The following is a 20,367-nucleotide window of genomic DNA, read 5'->3' on the forward strand; positions in this document are numbered from 1 at the left end:
CCTGGGGGGACGACCAGGTTCGCGACGGCGCTCGGGAGGACTCCGTGGGGACGGCTCTGACGCAGGCCCGCTGGACGCACGTCGCGCTGCCGACCGGGGACCTCGACAAGGCGATCGAGTTCTACACGACGCTCACGCCCTTGGTGGTCGTCGAACGCTTCGCGGACGCCGCTGGCGAGAGCGCGTGGTTGTCCAACGACAAACAGGTCGAGACGCCGTTCGTGCTGGTCCTCGTGTCGTTCAACGAGGACAGGGGCGGCGAGCTGGGGCTGCTCGCCCCGTTCGCGCACCTCGGCATCGAGGTGCCGCGGCGGGAGGACGTCGACGCGCTCGCCGACCGCGCCCGGGAGCTCGGGTGCCTGCACTGGGAGCCGCGCGACATGCCCGGCCCGGTCGGCTACATCTGCGCCCTGAAGGACCCGGACGGCAACGTCGTCGAGATCTCCCACAACCAGAAGGTCTTCGAGACCGTACGCCGGCTGTGGGGCGAGGGCTCCTGACCGTACGGGCGCCCGTGCGGGGCGGCGGACCGTGGGTGACGCCGAGCGGTCCCATGTGATTCCATGCACTGGGTTGCCGTTCGAGGAGATGGAACATGTCCGTTCTGCGCAGCTCACAGTGGTATTCGGGGCAGGACCGTAACGCGTACATCCATCGGGCCTGGATGCGCCGGGGCCTGCCCGGTCACGCCTTCGACGGGCGGCCGCAGATCGCCATCGCCAACACCGCCTCGGACCTGGCCCCCTGCAACAGCCACCTGGACGAGGTGGCGGAGAGCGTCAAGCAGGGCGTGTGGGAGGCCGGCGGCGTCCCGCTGAACCTGCCCGTCGTGTCCCTGGGCGAGACGCAGTTGCGCCCGACCGCGATGCTGTGGCGCAACATGGCCGCGATGGCGACCGAGGAGATGCTGCGCGGCAACCCCGTCGACGGCGTCGTCCTGCTCGGCGGTTGCGACAAGACGATCCCGTCCCTGCTGATGGCGGCGGCCTCCGTGGACCTGCCCGCGGTCGTCGTGCCCGGCGGGCCGATGCTGTCCGGCACGTTCCGCGGCGTGCCGCTCGGGTGTGGCACCGACGTCTGGCGCCTCAGCGAGGAGGTACGCGCCGGCGAGCTGTCCGAGCGCGACTTCCTGGAGTCCGAGTCCTGCATGATCCGTAGCCGTGGCCACTGCAACACGATGGGCACGGCCTCCACGATGGGCCTGCTCGCCGAGGTGCTCGGCACCACGCTCCCGGGCACCGCGGGTCTGCCCGCGCCGGACAGCCGCCTGCTCGCCCGGGCGCACGAGACCGGCCGGCTGGCCGTCGAGATGGTGCACGAGGGACGCCGGCCCAGCGACGTGCTGTCGATCGGATCGTTCCGGAACGCGATCGTCGCGCTGGCGGCGCTCGGCGGCTCGACCAACGCGGTCGTCCACCTGCTCGCCATCGCCGGCCGGCTCGGCGTCCCCCTCTCCCTGGACGACTTCGACCGGATCGGCGCGGACGTCCCGCTGCTCGTGAACCTGCAGCCCGCCGGCCGTTTCCTGATGGAGGACCTCCACCGGGCGGGCGGCCTGCACGCGGTGCTCCGCCAGGTTCAGGACCTCCTCGACCCCGCCGCGCTCACCGTCACGGGGCGGCCGCTCGTGGACCACCTCGGCGACGCGGAGATCTGGGATCCGGAGGTCATCCACGGCCGGGAGTCGCCGCTGCGGCCCGCCGCCGGGATCGCCGTGCTGCGCGGCAACCTCGCGCCCGACGGCGCCATCATCAAGCCCGCGGCGGCCTCCCCGCGCCTGATGCGCCACCGGGGCCGCGCCGTGGTGTTCGACTCGATCGAGGACCTGCACGCCCGCCTGGACGACCCGGACCTCGACGTCGACGAGGATTCCGTGCTCGTCCTGCGGGGCTGCGGCCCGAAGGGCTATCCGGGCATGCCGGAGGTCTCGAACATGCCGCTGCCGGAGAAGCTCCTCAAGCAGGGCGTCCGCGACATGGTCCGGGTTTGCGACGGCCGCATGAGCGGCACGGCGTACGGCACGGTCGTCCTGCACGTCTCGCCGGAGGCCGCGGCGGGCGGCCCGCTGGGCCGGGTCCGGACCGGCGACCCGATCGTCCTGGACGTCGAGAACCGCCGAATCGACGTGGACATCCCGCAGGAGGACCTGGCCGGCAGGGAACCCGCACGGGCCCTGCTGGACAGCGTGGCCCGCCCGCTCCGCGGCTGGGAGCGGCTGTACGTCGACACCGTCATGGGCGCGGACACCGGCGCGGACCAGGACTTCCTGGTCGGTTCCTCGGGCGACGAGGTGGCCCGGGAGTCGCACTGACCCCGCCGCGTCAGTGCGACGTGAGCAGGACGCCCGTGTACGAGACGCCGGCGATCAGCACCCAGGAGGCCAGCCCGAGGAGAAGGGCGCGGCGGCCGGTCCGCGCCAGCTCCGGCAGGCGCACGGCGGCGCCCAGGCCGAACAGGGCAGCCGCGAACAGCACGTCCCGTACGGTGCTCGCGGCGGCCAGCGCCTCCGGCGGGAGCGTCACCGTCGAACGCACGGCCATCGTCGCCAGGAAACCGACCACGAACAGCGGCAGCGGCGCGGGCCGGCGCCGCCCCGCGCCCCGGCGGGTCCGCAGGGCGACCCCGGCCGTGACGGGCGCGAGCATGACCACCCGTACCAGCTTCACCGCGATCGCCGGAACGAGCGCCGCCGAACCGGCGAGGGTGGCGGTCGCGACGACCTGACCCACGTCGTGCACGCTCGCGCCGATCCAGCGGCCCGCGTCGTACGGCGACAGTCCGAGCAGGCGGGCGACGGGCGGCAGCACCGCGATGGCCAGGCTGCCGCAGAGCGTGACGAGGCCGATCGCCGTCGCGGTCTCCCGCTCCGCCTCCGCGTCGTCCGGCCGTGCGCCGAGCGCGCCGTCGACGGCGGCCACGGCCGACGCGCCGCAGATGGCGAAGCCCGCGGCGACCAGCAGGGACAACCGGTCGGACAGGCCGAGCCTGCGGCCGAGCCACCGCGTGCCCGCCAAGGTCACGGCCAGGACCGTCACCGTCATGAGGATCGTCCGCGCCCCCAGGGCGAGGATGTCGCCGAACGAGACCTGGAGCCCCAGCAGCACCACGCCCGCCCGCATGAACTTGGTCGCGGCGAACCGCAGCCCCGGCCGGGTCGTCGAGGGCAACAACCCGAGGTTCGCGGCGAGCACGCCGAGGATCAGCGCGGCGGTGAGCATGGGCACCGCCCCCGCCGCACGGTGCGCGCCGTACGACACCGCGACGGCCAGGGCGCAGGCGGCGACGCCCGGCACGAGTCCCCACCGGCGCCGTACCGGATCCGGCCCGGCCGGCCGCGCGGCGTCCGGCGTGGCGTCGGCCGTCGGATCCGGCCCGGCCGGTCGCGCGGCGTCCACCGCCGGGTCCGGCCTGCGCGGCTGTGCGGCGTCCGGCGTGGCGGCCGCCGCCGGACCCGGCTCGACCGGCCGTGGGGCCTCCGTGTGGCGGTCGGTGGCCGGGCCGGAGGGCGACGTTGGCGGGCGTTCGGTGTCCGGGGCTCCGTGGGCGGCGGCGTCGGCGCGTCGGGATGGCGTCCAGATCGACATGATCTCCAGCATCGGGCCCGCGCGGGCCCCGCAGTAGCAGGTGTTTCCCTGGCAGGTCATAGAGTTCGTCTATGACCTCCCGGCTTCCCGAACTAGAGGCCCTGGAGCTGCTGGTGGCCGTCGCCGAGACCGGCAGCCTGGGCCAGGCCGCCGCGCGCATGGGCATCAGCCAGCCCTCGGCCAGCGCGCGGATGCGCACGTTGGAACGCCGGCTCGGCGTGCGGCTGCTCGTGCGCTCGACCAGCGGGTCCCGGCTGACCTCGGCCGGCTCGGTGGTCACCGACTGGGCGCGTGCCGTCCTCGTCCAGGCGAACGCCCTGGTCGAGGGCGTCGCGGCGCTGCGCTCCCGCCAGCCGGACCGGCTCCGCGTGTCGGCCAGCCTCACGATCGCCGAGCACCTCGTGCCGGGGTGGCTCGTGGCGCTGCGCGAGGCCGCCCCCGGCGTCCACGTCGAGCTGAACGTCACCAACAGCACCCACGTCATCGAGCGGGTGCGGGCGGACGAGACGGACGTGGGGTTCATCGAGGGCCGCGGCGCGCCGCGCGACCTGCACAGCCGCGCCGTCGGCCGGGATCGTCTCGTGGTCGTCGTCGCGCCGGGTCATCCGTGGACGCGCAGGCGACGGCCGCTGCGCCCGGTCGAGCTGGCCGCCACCCCGCTGCTCCTGCGGGAGGCCGGATCGGGCACCCGGGAGACGTTCGAGGCCGCGCTCGCGCCGTACGGGGGCCCGGCCGCGCCGGCGCTGGAGCTGGGCGCGACCGCACCGCTGCGCGCCGCCGCCATCGCCGGCACCGCGCCGGCCGTGCTGAGCGCGCTCGTCGTCGCCGACGAGATCGCCGCGGGACGGCTCGTCGAGGTGCCGAGCGAGCTGCGGCTGGAACGGGTGCTGCGGGCGGTCTGGCCGCGCGCCCGTGAGCTTCCCGAACCCGCGCTGCACCTCCTCCGCGTCGCCCGCTCCTGAGCCGGCGCCGGTACGCCGCGTGGGTGTGAGCCGCCGGTCCGCGCGCGTGCCTCTTCCGTGTCGCCCGCTCCTGAGCCGCCGCGTGAGTGTGGGGCACCGGTTCGCGCGCGTGCCTCTTCCGTGTCGCCGCCTGAGCCGGCGCCGGTTCGCCGCGCGGTCGTGAGCCGCCGGGCCCGCGCTGCGGGCCATCCCTGGGTCGGCCGCCTGAGCCGCGCCGCCGGAGGGTGCCGTTAGGAGCGCGTTAAGGCGCCGACGGGCGGCGCTAAGGGTTCGTCAATAGCGGCGATAGCCGCCCATTTCGGGCGTTGACTGCAGGCGTGACCTTCAGATCGGAGGTCCGGCACGCCGGAGGCGGACGTGATGACACGCCTGAAACCCTCCGCGTGGATCGCAGCGACGGAGGAACGGGGCAATGGCTGACCTGGTGTACGTGCTGCTGACGGTGGCGATCTTCGCCCTGTTCGGCCTGGTCGTGAAGGCGGTCGAGCGGTTGTGAGCCTGGACAACCTGGTCGGGCTGATCCTGGCCGTGCTCGTGTCCGTCTTCCTGGTGGCCGCCCTGCTTTTCCCGGAGCGTTTTTGATGAGTACGACGGTCGCGGGGGTCCTGTTCACCGGATCCCTCGTGCTCGCCCTCGCCGTGGTCTACCGGCCGCTGGGGAACTACATGTACCGGGTCTACACCGGTACGCGGCACTCGCGGGTCGAGCGGGTGGTCTACCGGCTGGTCGGCGTCCATCCGGAGGCCGAGCAGACCTGGGCCTCGTACGCGCGGAGCGTGCTGGCGTTCTCGGCGGTGTCGGTGCTGTTCCTGTACGGCCTGCAGCGGCTGCAGAACCATCTGCTGCTGAGCCTGGGGTTCCGGCCGGTGGTGGCGCATCAGGCGTGGAACACCGCGGTCAGCTTCGTGACCAACACGAACTGGCAGTCCTACTCCGGTGAGTCGACCATGGGTCACCTGGTGCAGATGGCGGGCCTCGCGGTGCAGAACTTCGTGTCCGCCGCCGTCGGCATGGCCGTGGCGATGGCCCTCGTACGCGGCTTCGCCCGTCACCGCACCGAGCATCTCGGCAACTTCTGGGTGGACCTGGTCCGCGGCATCCTGCGGATCCTGCTGCCCATCGCCTTCGTCGCCGCGATCATCCTGGTGGCCGGCGGCGCGGTGCAGAACTTCCACGACCCGCACACGATCCAGACGCTCGCCGGCGCGAAGCAGTCGATCACCGGGGGCCCGGTCGCGAGTCAGGAGGTCATCAAGGAACTCGGCACCAACGGCGGCGGCTTCTACAACGCCAATTCCGCCCACCCGTTCGAGAACCCCACGGTATGGACGAACTGGCTGGAGATCTTCCTGCTGCTGATGATCGCCTTCAGCCTGCCCCGGACGTTCGGCCGGATGGTCGGCAGTAACAAGCAGGGCTACGCGATCGTCGCGGTGATGGCGACGCTCGCCGTCATCAGCGTCACGCTGCTCTCGTTCTTCCAACTGTCCCACCACGGAACGGTGCCGACGGCGATCGGTGCGTCGATGGAGGGCGTGGAGACGCGGTTCGGGGTGGCGAACTCGGCGACGTTCGCGGACGCCACCACGCTGACCTCGACCGGCGCGGTGAACTCCTTCCACGACTCCTACACCAGCCTCGGCGGCATGATGACGATGTTCAACATGATGCTGGGCGAGGTCGCGCCCGGCGGGACGGGCTCGGGCCTGTACGGCATGCTGATCCTCGCCGTGATCACGGTGTTCGTCGCCGGGCTGATGGTCGGCCGCACGCCCGAGTACCTCGGCAAGAAGATCGGCAGCCGGGAGATCAAGTTCGCGGCCGCGTACTTCCTCATCACGCCGATCTGCGTCCTGGCCGGCACCGCGGCGGCGATGGCCGGAACGTGGGGCCGCGGGGGCATGCTGAACTGCGGCGCGCACGGGCTGTCGGAGGTGCTGTACGCCTTCACCTCGGCGTCGAACAACAACGGATCGGCGTTCGCGGGTCTCACGGCGAACAGCCCCTTCTACGACACCGCGCTGGGCCTGGCGATGGCGTTCGGCCGCTTCCTGCCGATGATCTTCGTCCTCGCGCTGGCCGGTTCCCTCGCGCGCCAGGGCCGCACCCCCGCGTCGGAGGGCACGCTCCCCACCCACCGCCCGCAGTTCGTCGGCATGGTCGCCGGCGTGACGGTCGTGCTCGTCGCCCTGACCTTCCTCCCCGCACTCGCCCTCGGGCCGCTGGCCGAAGGAGTCCACTGATGCCCGCACGACTCGCCGACGCGCCCCGGACGGCGCCTGAGACGCCGGTGCCCGCGCCGGGCAGGGTGCAGGGCGGCCTGCTGGACCCGGGACAGTTGCTCAGGTCGCTGCCGGACGCGGTCCGGAAACTGGACCCGCGCACGATGTGGCGCAACCCCGTCATGTTCATCGTCGAGATCGGGGCGGTGTGGAGCACCGTGCTCGCCGTGGCCCGGCCGAGCTGGTTCTCCTGGCTGATCGTCGCGTGGCTCTGGCTGACGGTGATCTTCGCCAACCTGGCCGAGGCGGTGGCCGAGGGCCGGGGCAAGGCCCAGGCCGAATCGCTCCGCCGCGCCAAGACCGACACGATGGCCCGCCGCCTGGTCGACTGGGCGCCCGGCGGGCCGGAGCGGGAGGAGGCGGTGCCCGCACCCGCGCTGCGGCAGGGCGACCACGTCATCGTCGAGGCTGGGCAGATCATCCCGGGCGACGGGGACGTCGTCGAGGGGATCGCCAGTGTCGACGAGTCGGCGATCACCGGCGAGTCGGCGCCGGTCATCCGCGAGTCCGGCGGCGACCGGTCCGCGGTCACCGGCGGCACCAAGGTGCTGTCCGACCGGATCATCGTCAAGATCACCCAGAGGCCCGGCGAGAGCTTCATCGACAAGATGATCGCCCTGGTCGAGGGGGCGAACCGGCAGAAGACCCCGAATGAGATCGCCCTCAACATCCTGCTGGCCTCGCTGACGATCATCTTCGTGATGGCCGTCGCCACCCTGCAACCGCTGGCGATCTTCGCCAAGGCCAACCGGCCGGGCGTGCCGGACTCGCTCGCGCTGGGCGCCCACGGCGTCACCGGCATCGTCATGGTCTCCCTGCTCGTCTGCCTGATCCCCACGACGATCGGCGCGTTGCTGTCCGCCATCGGCATCGCCGGCATGGACCGGCTCGTGCAGCGCAACGTCCTCGCGATGAGCGGCCGCGCGGTCGAGGCGGCCGGGGACGTCGACACGCTGCTGCTGGACAAGACCGGCACGATCACGCTCGGCAACCGGCAGGCCGCGGCGTTCATCCCGATGGACGGCGTGACCGAACAGGAGCTCGCGGACGCGGCGCAGCTGTCGAGCCTCGCCGACGAGACGCCGGAGGGCCGCTCGATCGTGGTCTTCGCCAAGACCGCGTACGGGCTGCGGGAGCGCTCGCCGGGCGAGCTGTCCCGCGCGCGGTGGATCGAGTTCACCGCCCAGACCCGCATGTCCGGCGTCGACCTCGACGGCGCCGCCGGCCGTACGCGTCACCTGCGCAAGGGCGCGGCCGCGGCGGTCCTCTCCTGGGTGCTCGAGCACGACGGTCACCCGGCGACCGAGATCGCCCACATCGTGGACGGCATCTCCGCCGGTGGCGGCACGCCCCTGGTCGTCGGTGAGGTGGTCCGGGGCGCGGGGGCGGACAGCGCCCGGGTGCTCGGCGTGATCCACCTGAAGGACGTCGTCAAGGCGGGCATGCGCGAGCGCTTCGCCGCGATGCGCCGGATGGGCATCCGCACCGTGATGATCACGGGGGACAACCCGCTGACGGCCCGGGCCATCGCCGAGGAGGCCGGCGTGGACGACTTCCTCGCCGAGGCCAGGCCCGAGGACAAGATGGCGCTGATCAAGAAGGAACAGGAGGGCGGCCGGCTCGTCGCGATGACCGGCGACGGCACGAACGACGCGCCGGCGCTCGCCCAGGCCGACGTCGGGGTGGCGATGAACACCGGCACCTCGGCCGCCAAGGAGGCCGGCAACATGGTCGACCTGGACTCCAACCCGACGAAGCTCATCGAGATCGTCGAGATCGGCAAGCAACTGCTGATCACCCGCGGTGCGCTGACCACCTTCTCGATCGCCAACGACATCGCCAAGTACTTCGCGATCATCCCCGCGATGTTCGCGGCGCTCTACCCGGGCCTGGACCGGCTCAACGTCATGCGGCTGCACAGCCCGCAGTCGGCGATCCTGTCCGCCGTCATCTTCAACGCGATCATCATCGTCGCGCTGATCCCCCTCGCCCTGCGCGGCGTGAAGTACCGCCCGTCGAGCGCCTCCAAGCTGCTGTCCCGCAACCTGTACGTCTACGGGCTGGGCGGCATCGTCGCGCCGTTCGTCGGCATCAAGCTCGTCGATCTGCTCATTCAGTTCCTTCCAGGGATGTCCTGATGCGCCTGCCAAGTCTGATCCGTCGCCATCTCGCCGCGATCCGTGCCCTGCTGGTCCTGACCGTGATCACCGGCGTCGTCTACCCGCTCGCGGTGTGGGCCGTCACGTTCCTTCCCGGCCTGCACGGCCGGGCCGAGGGTTCGAAGATCGAACTGGCCGGCCGGGTCGTCGGCAGCCGCCTCATCGGCCAGGCCTTCACCGACCCGGGCGGGAACCCGCTGCGGCAGTACGTCCAGAGCCGGCCGTCCAACGCCGGGGCCGGCTACGACCCCACCTCCACCGGCGCGAGCAACCTCGGCCCCGAGGACGTCGTCGACACCCTCCCGCGGAACCCGGCCGACAAGGCGAAGGAGATCGCCGCCAAGACCGCGCGGGACTCCCTGCTGACCCAGGTCTGCGCCCGCAGCAAGGCGGTCGGCGAGCTCGAGGGCGTCAGCGGCGCCCGCCCGTACTGCACGCCCGGCGGCGTCGGCGCGGTCCTGTCGGTCATCGGCCCGCGCGACCGGGCCGGCCGCGTGACCCGGCCGACCCGCGTCGTCAGCGTCAACGAGCAGTGCGGAGTCGTGTCCCGGCCGTTCGTCGCCTCGTACGAGGGCGTGCGCGTCGAGTGCGCCGAGGCGGGCGAGGACTACGCGACGGGCGAGATCGTGCCGGTGCGCGGCGACGCCCCCGCCCGGCCGGCGGTGCCCGCGGACGCCGTCACCGCCAGTGGAAGCGGCCTGGACCCGCACATCTCCCCGGCGTACGCGCGCCTGCAGGCCCCCAGGGTCGCCAGGGCGCGCGGCGTCGCCACGGCCCAGGTCCTCGCCGCCATCCGGGACAACGAGGACGGCCGGACGCTCGGCATCCTCGGCGAGCCCCGGGTGAACGTCCTGCGGCTCAACGTCGAGCTCGACCAGAAGTACCCGTACCGCGGGTGAGAGGGGAGGTGACGGGCATGGCACGCGGCCGGCTGCGCGTCTACCTCGGCGCGGCCCCGGGGGTGGGCAAGACGTACGCCATGCTCGGCGAGGGCCGCCGGCGGAAGGGACGCGGAACCGACGTGGTGGTCGGCTTCGTCGAGTGCCACGGCCGGCCCCGCACGATCGAGCTCCTCGACGGTCTGGAGATCGTCCCCCGGCAGACGGTGGAGTACCGGGGGACGACCTTCACCGAGCTGGACACCGACGCGGTGATCGCCCGCGCCCCGAAGGTCGCCCTGATCGACGAGCTCGCCCACACCAACGTGCCCGGCACCCGGAACGCGAAGCGCTGGCAGGACGTCGAGGAGATCCTCGAGGCCGGCATCGACGTGGTCACGACGGTGAACGTCCAGCACCTCGACTCGGTCAACGACGTCGTCGAGGAGATCACCGGCGTCCCTCAGCGCGAGACGCTGCCGGACGAGGTCGTCCGGCGGGCCGACCAGGTCGAGCTGGTCGACATGACGGCCGAGGCGCTGCGCCGCCGGATGGCGCACGGCAACGTCTACGCCCCCGAGAAGATCGACGCGGCGCTGGGCAACTACTTCCGGATCGGCAACCTCACCGCGCTGCGCGAGCTGGCGCTGCTGTGGCTGGCCGACAAGGTGGACGACCAGCTCGACCGGTACCGCGCCGACCACGACATCCAGACGACCTGGGAGGCGCGCGAACGCGTCGTCGTCGCGCTGACCGGCGGCCCCGAGGGCGACACGCTCATCCGCCGCGCGGCGCGGATCGCCGACCGGGCCAAGGGCGCGGACCTGTTCGCCGTGCACGTCACGACCGGCGACGGGCTGGCCGGCGCCGGCCCCGGGCACCTGGCCCGCCAGCGGGCCCTGGTCGAGAGCCTGGGAGGCACCTACCACCAGGTCGTCGGCGACGACATCCCGCAGGCCCTGCTGGACTTCGCCCGGGGCGTGAACGCCACCCAGCTCGTCCTCGGGGCCTCCCGGCGCGGCCGGTTCGCCCAACTGCTGTCCCGGGGCGTCGGCGTCACCACCACCGCGCTGTCCGGGCCGATCGACGTCCACATGGTCACCCACGAGGAGGTGAACCGGCCCCGGTCGGCGGCCCGCCGCGCCGGCGGGCTGACCCGGCGCCGCCACGCCATCGGCTTCCTCCTGGTCGCCGCGGGCCTGCCCCTGCTGACCCTGCTGCTGGCGAACCTGCGCCACCAGCTCTCGCTGCCCAGCGACATCCTCGTCTTCCTCGTCGCGGTCGTCACGGTCGCGCTGGTCGGCGGCATCCAACCCGCGCTGTTCGCCGCGGTGATCGGCTCACTGCTGCTCAACTACTACTTCACCCCGCCGCTGTACCGGTTCACGATCGCGCAGCACGAGAACGTCCTCGCCCTCGTCTGCTATGTGGTGGTGGGGATCGCGGTCAGCGTCGTGGTCGAGATCGCCGCCCGGCGCACCCGGGAGGCGGCCCGCGCGCACGCCGACGCCGAACTGCTGTCCGATCTGGCGGGCAGCGTCCTCCGCGGCTGGGGCGGCGCCCGCGTGGACGCGCTGAGCCACCTGCTGCAGCGTCTGCGGGTGACGTTCGGCCTCATCGCGGTGAGCCTGCTGGAGCGGCGGCCGGAGGCACCGCTGACCCCGGTCCGGCAGCGCGACCCGGAGTGCTGGCGGGTGGTCGCCGCCGTCGGCGACGAACCGGCGTGCAGCCCCGACGACGGCGACGCCGACATCCCCGTGGACGAGGATCTGGCCCTCGTCCTGCGCGGCCGTACGCCGTCGGCGGCCGACCGGCGGGTGCTCGAGGCGTTCGCCGCGCAGGCCGCCGTCGCGCTGCGCCAGCAGCGCCTCGCCGAGGAGGCCGAGCAGGTCCGTCCGCTGGCCGAGGCCGACCGGCTCCGGACCGCGCTGCTCACGGCGGTCGGCCACGACCTGCGGTCCCCCCTGGCGTCCGCGAAGGCCGCGGTGGAGAGCCTGCGCACCGACGACGTCACCTGGTCCGAGCAGGAGCGCGCCGAGCTCCTGGCCACCGCCGACGAGTCCCTCGTACGGCTCGACCACCTCGTCGCCAACCTCCTCGACATGAGCCGCCTGCAGTCCGGTGCGCTGGGCGTGCACCGGGAGCCCGTCGCGGTCCGGGAGATCGTTCAGTACGCGGCCGACGAGGCGGGCGCGCCCGGCGTGCGGTTCCAGGCGCCGGACGCGCTGCCCGAGCTGCTGGCCGACCCCGTCCTGCTCGAACGCGTGCTGGTCAACCTGCTGTCCAACGCGATGCACCACAGTCCTCCGGGCGAGCCGGTGCTGGTCACGGCCAGCGCCCACGCGGGCCACGTCGAGGTGCGGGTCATCGACCGCGGACCCGGCGTCCCCGAGTCCGACCGAGACCGGATCTTCCAGCCCTTCCAGCGCGTCGGCGACCGCGAGGCCGGCGTCGGTCTCGGCCTCGGGCTGGCCCTGTCGCGCGGGCTGGTGGAGGCCATGGACGGCGCCCTGGTCCCCGAGGACACTCCCGGCGGCGGCCTCACGATGATCGTCTCGCTCCCCGTGTTCCGGCCCGACCTGGCCGACCCGGCGCTGACGGCGCACGTCGACGCGGTCCGCGAGCGGCGGTCCTCATGACCCGCGGCAGGAGAACACCAGGACCCGCGAGCGGCGGTCCCGTGACACGCGACGGAGCCGACGGATCGCGGGCGCCGGGCGCCCACCGCGAAGAGCGCGACCGGCTCTCGGTCACCGGCGGGCTCGCGGCCCTCTCGCTCGACGCCATGTCCTCGGTGGCGTACGGCCCGGAGGCCATCGTCATCGTGCTGGCCGCCGCGGGCGGGACGGCCCTCGGCTACACCCTGCCGGTGACGCTGGCGATCGCCGGGCTGCTGGCAGTGCTCACGATCTCCTACCGCCAGGTCATCGCCGCCTTCCCCCAGGGCGGCGGGGCGTACGGCGTGTCCAGGGCGTACCTCGGCCGGCGTACGTCCCTCGTCGCGGGTGCCTCGCTGATCGTCGACTACGTCCTCAACGTCGCCGTGTCGATCGCGGCGGGGGTGGCGGCGCTGACCTCGGCGTTCCCGGCGCTCCACCCGTACACCCCCGGACTCTGCCTCGCCGTCCTGGTCGCGATCACGGCGGTCAACCTGCGGGGGATCGCGCACAGCGCCCGGCTCCTGATCGCGCCCACCGTCGTGTTCGTCCTGTCGATCGTCGCCGTGATCGTCGTCGGCCTGTTCCGGGACCACCCCGTCGTCGTGGCGCACGCCGGCGCGCAGGCCGGAACGCTGAGGACCGTGGGCACGCTCCTGCTGCTGCGCGCTTTCGCGAACGGCTGCGCCGCGCTGACGGGCGTGGAGGCGATCGCCAACGCGGTGCCGTCCTTCCGCAGGCCGCGGGTGAGAAGAGCGCAGCGCGCCGAGGTGGCGCTCGGCGCGACCCTCGGCCTCATGCTGATCGGCATCGCCACCCTGATCGGCCGGTTCCACATCCGCCCGGTCCGCGGCGTCACGATCCTGTCGCAGGTCACCGCCGGGTCGTTCGGCCACGGCGTCGGGTACTACGTCGTCCAGTTCGCGACCGTGCTGCTGCTGGCCCTGGCCGCCAACACCTCCTTCGGCGGCATGCCGGTCCTGGCCCGTCTCCTGGCCAAGGACAACAACCTGCCGCATCTGTTCGCCCTGCGCGCCGAGCGGCAGGTTCACCGATACGGCATCCTGTTCCTCGCCGGGACCGCCGCGCTGCTGCTCATCGGGACCGCCGGCGACATGAACACGCTGGTGCCGCTGTTCGCGATCGGGGTGTTCGTCGGCTTCACCCTGTCCCAGGCGGGGATGGTGCGGCACTGGTGGCTCGACCGGCCGCGCGGCTGGCGGCCGCGCGCCGCCCTCAACGGACTGGGCGCCCTGCTCACCGGGATCGCCGCCGTCGTCGTGGCCGCCACCAAGTTCACCGAGGGCGGCTGGCTGATCGTCGTCGCCCTGCCGCTCATCGTGCTGCTCATGTCCCGCGTCCATCGGGCGTACGGCCGGATCGGGGAGCGCCTGGAGCTGAACCGTACGCCCGCCCGGCCCCGCCGCCGTCGCGCGGTGGTGCTCGTCCCGGTCGAGGGCGTCGACCGGTTGACGTACGAGGCGCTGTCGGCCGCGTTCTCGCTCGGCGAGCGCGTCGTCGCGGTGCACGTGGCCCATCCCGACGAACCCGAGGACACCATGCGCTTCGTCGAGGCCTGGCACCGCTGGGCCCCGGACGCCGATCTCGTCCTGCTGAACGACCCGCACCGGCGTCTCGTCGAGCCCATCGTCGAGTACGTCCGCGGAGTCGGCGAACCGCACGTCTTCGTCCTCATCCCCGAGGTGGAGCCGGCGCACGTGTGGCAACGCGTCCTGCAGAACCAGCGTGGCGCGGTGCTGGCCCACGCGCTGCGCCGCGACACCGACGTCGTCGTCTGCCGGCTGCGCTTCCGGCTGGGCCCCCGGCAGACGCACGTTCCGGGCGACGAGGCCCGCCAGATCGTCCGGATGCCGGACGCGCGCACGCCGCACTGATCATCCGCACGGGATCCGGCTCCGCGTCTCGATGCGCGGCATACAGGACACAATGCAGGAAGGGGGTGAATCAGTATGGCGATGCGGGGCAGGCTCAAGATCTACCTCGGTGCCGCGCCCGGGGTGGGTAAGACGTACGCCATGCTCGACGAGGCGCACCGGCGCCTGGCGCGCGGCGTGGACCTCGTCGTGGGGTACGTCGAGACGTACGACCGGTCCCGTACGGCGGCGCTGCTCGACGGTCTGGAGGCCGTCCCCCTCCGCCGGCTCGCCCAGGGGGACGGGGACCGCGACGAGATGGACGTCGACGCGATCCTCGCGCGCCGCCCCGAGGTCGCGCTGGTCGACGAGCTGGCGCACACCAACGTCCCCGGATCCCGCAACGTCAAGCGCTGGCGGGACGTGGAGGAGCTCCTCGAGGCGGGCATCGACGTCGTGTCCACCGTCAACGTCCAGCACCTGGAGTCGCTGACGGACGTCGTCGAGCGCATCACGGGCGTACGGCCCCGCGAGACCGTGCCCGACGAGGTCGTCCGGCGGGCCGACCAGATCCAGCTCGTCGACATGGCGCCGGAGTCGCTGCGCCGCCGTCTCGCCCACGGCAACGTCTACGACGCCGAGCAGGTCGACGCGGCGCTGGCCGACTACTTCCGCGTCGGCAACCTGACGGCACTGCGCGAGCTGGCCCTGCTCTGGGTCGCCGACCGGGTCGACGACGCGCTCGCCCGCTACCGGGACGAGAAGGGCATCACCGAGACCTGGGAGGCGCGGGAGCGGATCGTCGTCGCGCTGACCGGCGGACCGGAGGGCGACACGCTGATCCGCCGGGCCGCCCGCGTCGCCGCCCGCGCGGGCCGGGCCGACCTGGTCGCCGTGCACGTCGCACGGGCCGAAGGCCTCGCCGACGGGTCGCCGGAGGCCCTCGCCCGCCAGCGCGCCCTCGTCGAGGGCCTGGGCGGCTCCTACCACCAGGTCACCGGCGCCGACGTGCCCAAGGCGCTGATCGACTTCGCCCGCGCCGCGAACGCGACCCAGATCGTGCTCGGATCGAGCCGCCGCAGCGGCTGGCAGTACGTCTTCGGGCCCGGCGTCGGCGCGACCGTCGCCCGGGCGTCCGGCGACGTGGACGTGCACATCGTCCCCCACGACTACGCCGGCAAGGGCCGGGGGTGGGCGGCCGCCCCGCCGACGTCGCTGGGCCGCCGTCGGCGGACGGCCGGCTGGCTGCTCGCGCTGCTCGGCCCGCCGGCGCTCACCGGGCTGCTGGCGGTCGACGGGCACTTCGGGCTCCCCACCGAGCTGCTGTTCTTCCTGACGATCGCGGTCGGCGTGGCGCTCGTCGGCGGGCTGTGGCCGGCGATCGTGGCCGCCGTCGCCGGGTTCCTGCTGCTCAACTGGTTCTTCACGCCTCCGGTGCACACCCTCACCGTGGCCCACCTGGAGAACGCCCTGGCCCTCCTGGTGTTCGTGGCCGTGGCCGTGGCGGTCTCCACCGTGGTCGACCTCGCGGCCCGGCGCAGCGCCCAGGCGGCGCGGGCGCGGTCGGAGGCGACGACGCTGAGCATGCTCGCCACCAGCGTGCTCCGCGGCGAGGACGCCCTGCCCCAGCTGCTCGAACGCGTCAGGGAGACGTTCGGGCTGTCGTCGGTGAGCCTTCTCGAGCGCTCCGGCGACGACTGGGCCTGCATGGCGTTCGCGGGCCGGGAGCCGTGCGCCCGGCCGGGGGACGCCGACGTCACCGTCCAGGCCGGCGACACCGTGACCCTCGCGCTGGACGGCCGGGTGCTGCCCGCCGCCGACCGGCGCATCCTCGCGGCGTTCGCCTACCAGGCGGCGGCCGCGCTCGACCGCCGGCGCCTCGCCGAGGAGGCCAAGGAGGCCCGGCGGCTCGCCGAGGGCAACCGGATCCGTACCGCCCTGCTCGCCGCCGTGTCCCACGACCTGCGGACGCCCCTGGCCTCGATCAAGGCGAGCGTCGGCAGCCTTCGCTCGCCGGACGTGCGCTGGGACCCCGAGGACGAGGCCGAGCTCCTGGCCACGATCGAGGAGTCGGCCGACCGCCTCGACCGCCTGGTCGCCAACCTCCTGGACATGAGCCGCCTGCAGACCGGCGTCGTCAACCCGCTCGCCCACCCGGTCGCCCTCGACGAGGTGATCCAGCCGGCGCTGGCGAACGTCCCCGGAGACCAGGTCAAGATCGAGGTACCGGAGGACCTGCCGCCGGTCGTCGCCGACCCGGGACTCCTCGAACGGTCTTTGGCCAACGTCGTGGAGAACGCCGTACGGCACGGCGGCCCGGAGCCCGTCCGGGTGACCGCCAGCGAGCACCACGGGATGGTGGAGCTGCGGGTCGCCGACCGCGGGCCGGGCGTCCCCGACTCCGCCAAGCCCCGTATGTTCGAGCCGTTCCAGCGGCTCGGCGACCGGCCGCGGGGGAGCGGGGTCGGCCTGGGCCTCGCGGTGGCGCGCGGCTTCGCCGAGGCCATCGGCGGCGAGCTGCGGGCCGAGGACACACCCGGCGGCGGGCTGACCATGGTCTTCTCGCTGCCGACCGGACGCACGGCACGGGAAGGCGAGGAGCAGACGTGACACGGGTACTCGTGGTGGACGACGAGCCGCAGATCGTCCGCGCGCTGCGGATCAACCTGCGGGCCCGGGGCTATGAGGTCGACTCCGCGCCCGACGGGCGTACCGCGCTGGACCTGGCCGCCCGTCGCCGCCCCGACGTCGTCGTCCTCGACCTCGGCCTGCCCGACATGGAGGGTGCCGAGGTGATCAAGGGCCTGCGCGGCTGGACGAGCGTGCCGATCATCGTGCTGTCCGCGCGGCACGCGTCCGAGGAGAAGGTCGAGACGCTCGACGTCGGCGCGGACGACTACGTGACCAAGCCGTTCGGCATGGACGAACTGCTGGCCCGGCTGCGCGCCGCCGTGCGCCGGGCCGCTCCCGCCGAGGAGGCGGCCGTCATCGTCACCGACGACTTCACCGTCGACCTGGCCGCCAAGAAGGTCGGCCGCGACGGCGCGGACGTCCGCCTCACCCCGACCGAGTGGCACGTCCTGGAGGTGCTCGTACGCAACGCGGGACGCCTGGTCAGCCAGCAGCAGCTGCTCCGCGAGGTCTGGGGCCCGGCGTACGAGAACGAGACCGGCTACCTGCGCGTCTACCTCGCCCAGCTCCGCCGCAAGCTGGAGCGGGACCCGTCCCGCCCCCGCCACCTGATCACCGAACCGGGCATGGGCTACCGCTTCGAACACTGACCCCGGTACGGGCGACGAGCGACGCGGGAGGCTGGGGAGGAACCTCTCCTGTGTGGCATAAGGGGTCAACGGCGGGCCGGCGAGGTGTCAGACTGCCGTCATGCCCGACGGTTCCACGCTGGCCTCGTTGATCACGGCCGGGGGCACGGTCGGAGGGGTCGCGGTGACGCTGTGGGGCACCGTCCGGCGGGAGTCCGTCCAGGCCGAGCGGGACCGCAGGCGGCATGCTCTAGAGGCACGGCAGGCCGCGTACGGCGAGCTCCTCGGGCCGGCGACACAGCTCCGCGTCCAGCTCGAGCTGGCCGGTCAGCGGTCCTGGCGCGACCTCGACGTCAAGCTCGCCGCCATCGATGAGCACGTGCGCACGGTGGGGCAGCGGGCCGCGCAGGTGGCGGTCCTCGCTCCGGGCGAAACGGCCGAGGCCGCCCGCGCGCTCGCCGCCGCCGCGACCGCCCTCGCGGCGTTCGCCGCCAGGCACGCCGAGTTGAAGTACGACCCCGGGCCCGAGAAGAAATTCCTGATCGGGGAGATCAGGGCGCCGTTCGACTTCGCCGCGTTCGACGCGAGGCTCGCGGAGATGTACCGGGCGATCGACGCCGATCTCGGCGATCGTCACCCGGCCGAGCGCGGATCGTCCGGCCGGTGGGCGAGGATACGGCGGACGACCCGCCGCTGATGCCGTGGCAGGGCGGGGTCCCGTGCGGCCTCCGCGCGCCGGGCGAGGTCCGCGGCCGAGTCGCCGGCCCCGCGCAGACCCGCGACCCGCGCGGCGCACAGCAGCACCGGGCCGCTGTCGGGGGCCTCCTCCAGGGCGGCGTCGATCTCCTGCCGCGCCGCGTCGAACCGTCCCAGCGTGGCGAGTGCGAGCGCGCGCGCCGCGCGGGCGCCCGGCGGAAGGCGCCGCAGGCGGTCGAGGTCGCGCAGGGCCGCGTCGGCGTCGCCGAGGTCGGCCAGGAACTCGCCCCGCGTCCGGAGGATCTCCGGTGCGTCGCCCTCGGCCGACAGCACGGCGTCCAGGACGGTGATCGCCGCCCGGGTCTGTCCGAGCTCCCACAGCGCCCGGGCGAGTTCGGCCTGCACGGTGAGGTCCGTGGGAAGGCGCTCGGCGGCGGCGTGCAGCTCTTCGAGGGCCTCCGCGCCACGGCCGTCCGCCAGCCGGATCTGGCCGATGGCGGCGAGCAGCCGGCCGACGGCGGCGCGGTCCTGGCGGGCCTCGAACAGGGAGGCGGCCGTCTGGTAGTGCGTCTCCGCCTCCTTCCGCAGCCCCCTGCCGTGCGCGACGTTGCCGAGCAGGGACTCGGCCTCCGCGCGCAGCCGCAGATCGGACTTGGCCCCGAGGCGTACGGCGGTCACCGCCTGGCGCTCGGCCCGCGCGAACTCGCCGCTCGCCAGGGCGCGCGTCGCGGCGCGCAGCCGCTCGGCCGGCCCGGAGGCGCTCGGACGAGTGTCGATCATCTGACCGAGCGGTGCGACCAGCCGGGGATGCTGAAGCTCGTAACGGAGCTCTCCGCCCGAGCGCTCCGACCTGATCAGGTGGAGATCCTCGAGCGCGCGCAACACCGCCGGGGGCATCTGCGGCGGGTTCGGGGCGGGATCCCGGTCCGGGCCGGCGAAGGTGCGCTGCATCCAGGATCGGAGGCCGCCGACCGGCACGTCGTACTGCTCGGCGACGTCGGCGAGGGCCCGCGCGACGTAGCCGGTCAGCGCGGCCGTGCCGTGCGTCTGAACCGCCTCGGCGGTGATGGCCCCGGCCTGCGGCGGCAGCGATCGCCACAGCCGCTCGCACACGATCTGCGCGAACGCGGGCTCCACGACGGGGGTTCCCGCGCGCAGATCGTCGATGAGCGCCTCGGCGGCGCCGGGGGCGAACGACCGCGCCGTCCTCGTGAGCGGCCCGCGAACGGCCTCCAGCGCGGCCTCGGCGTCGAACGGGGTCAGCCGGAGCCGGGCGACCTCACCGTCGCCGAGGGTGCGTTCGTACGGTTCCAGGTCGGGCAGGGACCCGTCGCGGACGGACAGCAGCAGCCGCAGGTGGTGGTGTTCGTCCAGCGCCTCGGCCAGTTCGTCCGCGAAGGAGCGCCGGGCGCGCTCCCGTTCGGGCGCGTGCGGCGGCCCGGCGACGAGTTCCTCGGCCTGATCGATGACGGCGAGGAGGGGAATCCGGCGGCCGAGAACGTCGGTGCGCTGCGGCCGCCGGGTCAGGAAGTCGGCGACCGACCATCCCGCGAGGCGGCTGGCCGGCTCGGCCGGCGACCAGGACGACAGGAGCGCCAGGGTGTAGGGGTTGTGCTCGGGCAGGGCCGCCGCCGGGAAGACCGAGCCGTAGGACAGCCGCCCGGTCGGCAGGATCTCGGCCTCGGCGGAGGGCAGGAGGGGCCGCGCCCCGGCCTCGATCAACGAGGTCCGGCCGGATCCCGACGGCCCGTGCAGGACGGTCAGCCGATGCTTCCGCCACAGCTCGGCCAGCCGGTGGGACGCCGCCTCACGGCCGAAGAATCGGGGCGCGTCGGCCGTGGTGAACGCACGCGGTCCCACATAGGGCGGCCCGCTCACCGGGGGCGTCATCGTCTCGATCATCATGAGACCCGGCCGATCGGATGCGAGGGCGGTCTCACGGTGATCCCCCTGCCGTCACCGATGATCACGGAACACGTCGCCCGGCGACGGCGCCTGGGCGGCGGGCAGCCGAA

14 protein-coding genes are annotated in these 20,367 nt (G+C 73.6%); 12 read left to right on the top strand and 2 right to left on the bottom strand.

The window, feature by feature from the left end; all coding sequences use genetic code 11:
• The first annotated feature begins 44 nt into the window (after window positions 1-44).
• Together AB0K82_RS36190 and AB0K82_RS36195 are read left to right on the top strand one after the other, a co-directional pair.
• Window positions 45-500, top strand: coding sequence for a VOC family protein (locus tag AB0K82_RS36190; protein ID WP_364405692.1), 456 nt, complete (start codon window positions 45-47; stop codon window positions 498-500).
• 95 nt (window positions 501-595) lie between these two features.
• Entirely contained in the window at window positions 596-2,311 is a 1,716-nt protein-coding gene (locus tag AB0K82_RS36195) for an IlvD/Edd family dehydratase (RefSeq protein WP_364405694.1), read from the top strand.
• 10 nt (window positions 2,312-2,321) lie between these two features.
• On the opposite strand, the gene AB0K82_RS36200 is transcribed toward AB0K82_RS36195, so the two are convergent.
• On the bottom strand, window positions 2,322-3,644 hold the full coding sequence (locus AB0K82_RS36200; RefSeq protein WP_364405695.1) for a putative sulfate exporter family transporter: 1,323 nt from the start codon (window positions 3,642-3,644) through the stop codon (window positions 2,322-2,324).
• A gap of 11 nt (window positions 3,645-3,655) precedes the next feature.
• On the opposite strand from AB0K82_RS36200, the gene AB0K82_RS36205 reads away from it, so the two are divergent.
• From AB0K82_RS36205 to AB0K82_RS36250, 10 genes are all read left to right on the top strand, one after another.
• A complete protein-coding gene (locus tag AB0K82_RS36205; protein ID WP_364405697.1) occupies window positions 3,656-4,546 on the top strand; it encodes a LysR family transcriptional regulator in 891 nt (296 codons plus the stop codon).
• 492 nt (window positions 4,547-5,038) lie between these two features.
• On the top strand, window positions 5,039-5,128 hold the full coding sequence (locus tag AB0K82_RS36210; protein ID WP_364405699.1) for a potassium-transporting ATPase subunit F: 90 nt from the start codon (window positions 5,039-5,041) through the stop codon (window positions 5,126-5,128).
• Window positions 5,128-6,789, top strand: coding sequence for a potassium-transporting ATPase subunit KdpA (kdpA, locus tag AB0K82_RS36215; RefSeq protein WP_364405700.1), 1,662 nt, complete (start codon window positions 5,128-5,130; stop codon window positions 6,787-6,789). Before AB0K82_RS36210 ends, kdpA begins: the two co-directional genes overlap by 1 nt.
• Complete coding sequence (gene kdpB / locus AB0K82_RS36220; protein WP_364405702.1) at window positions 6,789-8,966, top strand: potassium-transporting ATPase subunit KdpB; 2,178 nt, start codon at window positions 6,789-6,791, stop codon at window positions 8,964-8,966. Before kdpA ends, kdpB begins: the two co-directional genes overlap by 1 nt.
• A complete protein-coding gene (locus AB0K82_RS36225) occupies window positions 8,963-9,886 on the top strand; it encodes a potassium-transporting ATPase subunit C (RefSeq protein ID WP_364405737.1) in 924 nt (307 codons plus the stop codon). The genes kdpB and AB0K82_RS36225 overlap by 4 nt, the downstream gene beginning before the upstream one ends.
• 17 nt (window positions 9,887-9,903) lie before the next feature.
• The gene (locus AB0K82_RS36230) at window positions 9,904-12,504 is read left to right on the top strand and encodes a DUF4118 domain-containing protein (RefSeq protein ID WP_364405704.1); all 2,601 of its coding nucleotides are present in this window, start codon (window positions 9,904-9,906) and stop codon (window positions 12,502-12,504) included.
• 41 nt (window positions 12,505-12,545) lie between these two features.
• On the top strand, window positions 12,546-14,417 hold the full coding sequence (locus AB0K82_RS36235) for an APC family permease (protein ID WP_364405705.1): 1,872 nt from the start codon (window positions 12,546-12,548) through the stop codon (window positions 14,415-14,417).
• Window positions 14,418-14,498: 81 nt separating this feature from the next.
• Window positions 14,499-17,006, top strand: coding sequence for a DUF4118 domain-containing protein (locus tag AB0K82_RS36240; protein WP_364405739.1), 2,508 nt, complete (start codon window positions 14,499-14,501; stop codon window positions 17,004-17,006).
• Complete coding sequence (locus tag AB0K82_RS36245) at window positions 17,003-17,677, top strand: response regulator (RefSeq protein WP_364405707.1); 675 nt, start codon at window positions 17,003-17,005, stop codon at window positions 17,675-17,677. The genes AB0K82_RS36240 and AB0K82_RS36245 overlap by 4 nt, the downstream gene beginning before the upstream one ends.
• A 100-nt stretch (window positions 17,678-17,777) precedes the next feature.
• A complete protein-coding gene (locus AB0K82_RS36250) occupies window positions 17,778-18,353 on the top strand; it encodes a hypothetical protein (protein ID WP_364405709.1) in 576 nt (191 codons plus the stop codon).
• Here the strand turns inward: AB0K82_RS36250 and AB0K82_RS36255 are convergent.
• Entirely contained in the window at window positions 18,290-20,242 is a 1,953-nt protein-coding gene (locus tag AB0K82_RS36255; protein WP_364405711.1) for a tetratricopeptide repeat protein, read from the bottom strand. The two genes, AB0K82_RS36250 and AB0K82_RS36255, sit on opposite strands and share 64 nt — an antisense overlap.
• Window positions 20,243-20,367: the final 125 nt, after the last annotated feature.

This window comes from Actinoallomurus sp. NPDC052274 (assembly GCF_040679475.1).
GTDB classification, from domain to species: Bacteria; Actinomycetota; Actinomycetes; order Streptosporangiales; family Streptosporangiaceae; genus Actinoallomurus; species Actinoallomurus liliacearum.

Excerpts from the sequence above, each read along its gene's own strand:
- AB0K82_RS36195 (WP_364405694.1), top strand. The coding sequence starts at position 596 with ATGTCCGTTCTGCGCAGCTCACAGTGGTATTCGGGGCAGGACCGTAAC.
- AB0K82_RS36200 (WP_364405695.1), bottom strand. The coding sequence starts at position 3,644 with ATGACCTGCCAGGGAAACACCTGCTACTGCGGGGCCCGCGCGGGCCCG.
- AB0K82_RS36205 (WP_364405697.1), top strand. The coding sequence starts at position 3,656 with ATGACCTCCCGGCTTCCCGAACTAGAGGCCCTGGAGCTGCTGGTGGCC.
- kdpA (WP_364405700.1), top strand. The coding sequence starts at position 5,128 with ATGAGTACGACGGTCGCGGGGGTCCTGTTCACCGGATCCCTCGTGCTC.
- kdpB (WP_364405702.1), top strand. The coding sequence starts at position 6,789 with ATGCCCGCACGACTCGCCGACGCGCCCCGGACGGCGCCTGAGACGCCG.
- AB0K82_RS36230 (WP_364405704.1), top strand. The coding sequence starts at position 9,904 with ATGGCACGCGGCCGGCTGCGCGTCTACCTCGGCGCGGCCCCGGGGGTG.
- AB0K82_RS36240 (WP_364405739.1), top strand. The coding sequence starts at position 14,499 with ATGCGGGGCAGGCTCAAGATCTACCTCGGTGCCGCGCCCGGGGTGGGT.
- AB0K82_RS36250 (WP_364405709.1), top strand. The coding sequence starts at position 17,778 with ATGCCCGACGGTTCCACGCTGGCCTCGTTGATCACGGCCGGGGGCACG.
- AB0K82_RS36255 (WP_364405711.1), bottom strand. The coding sequence starts at position 20,242 with ATGACGCCCCCGGTGAGCGGGCCGCCCTATGTGGGACCGCGTGCGTTC.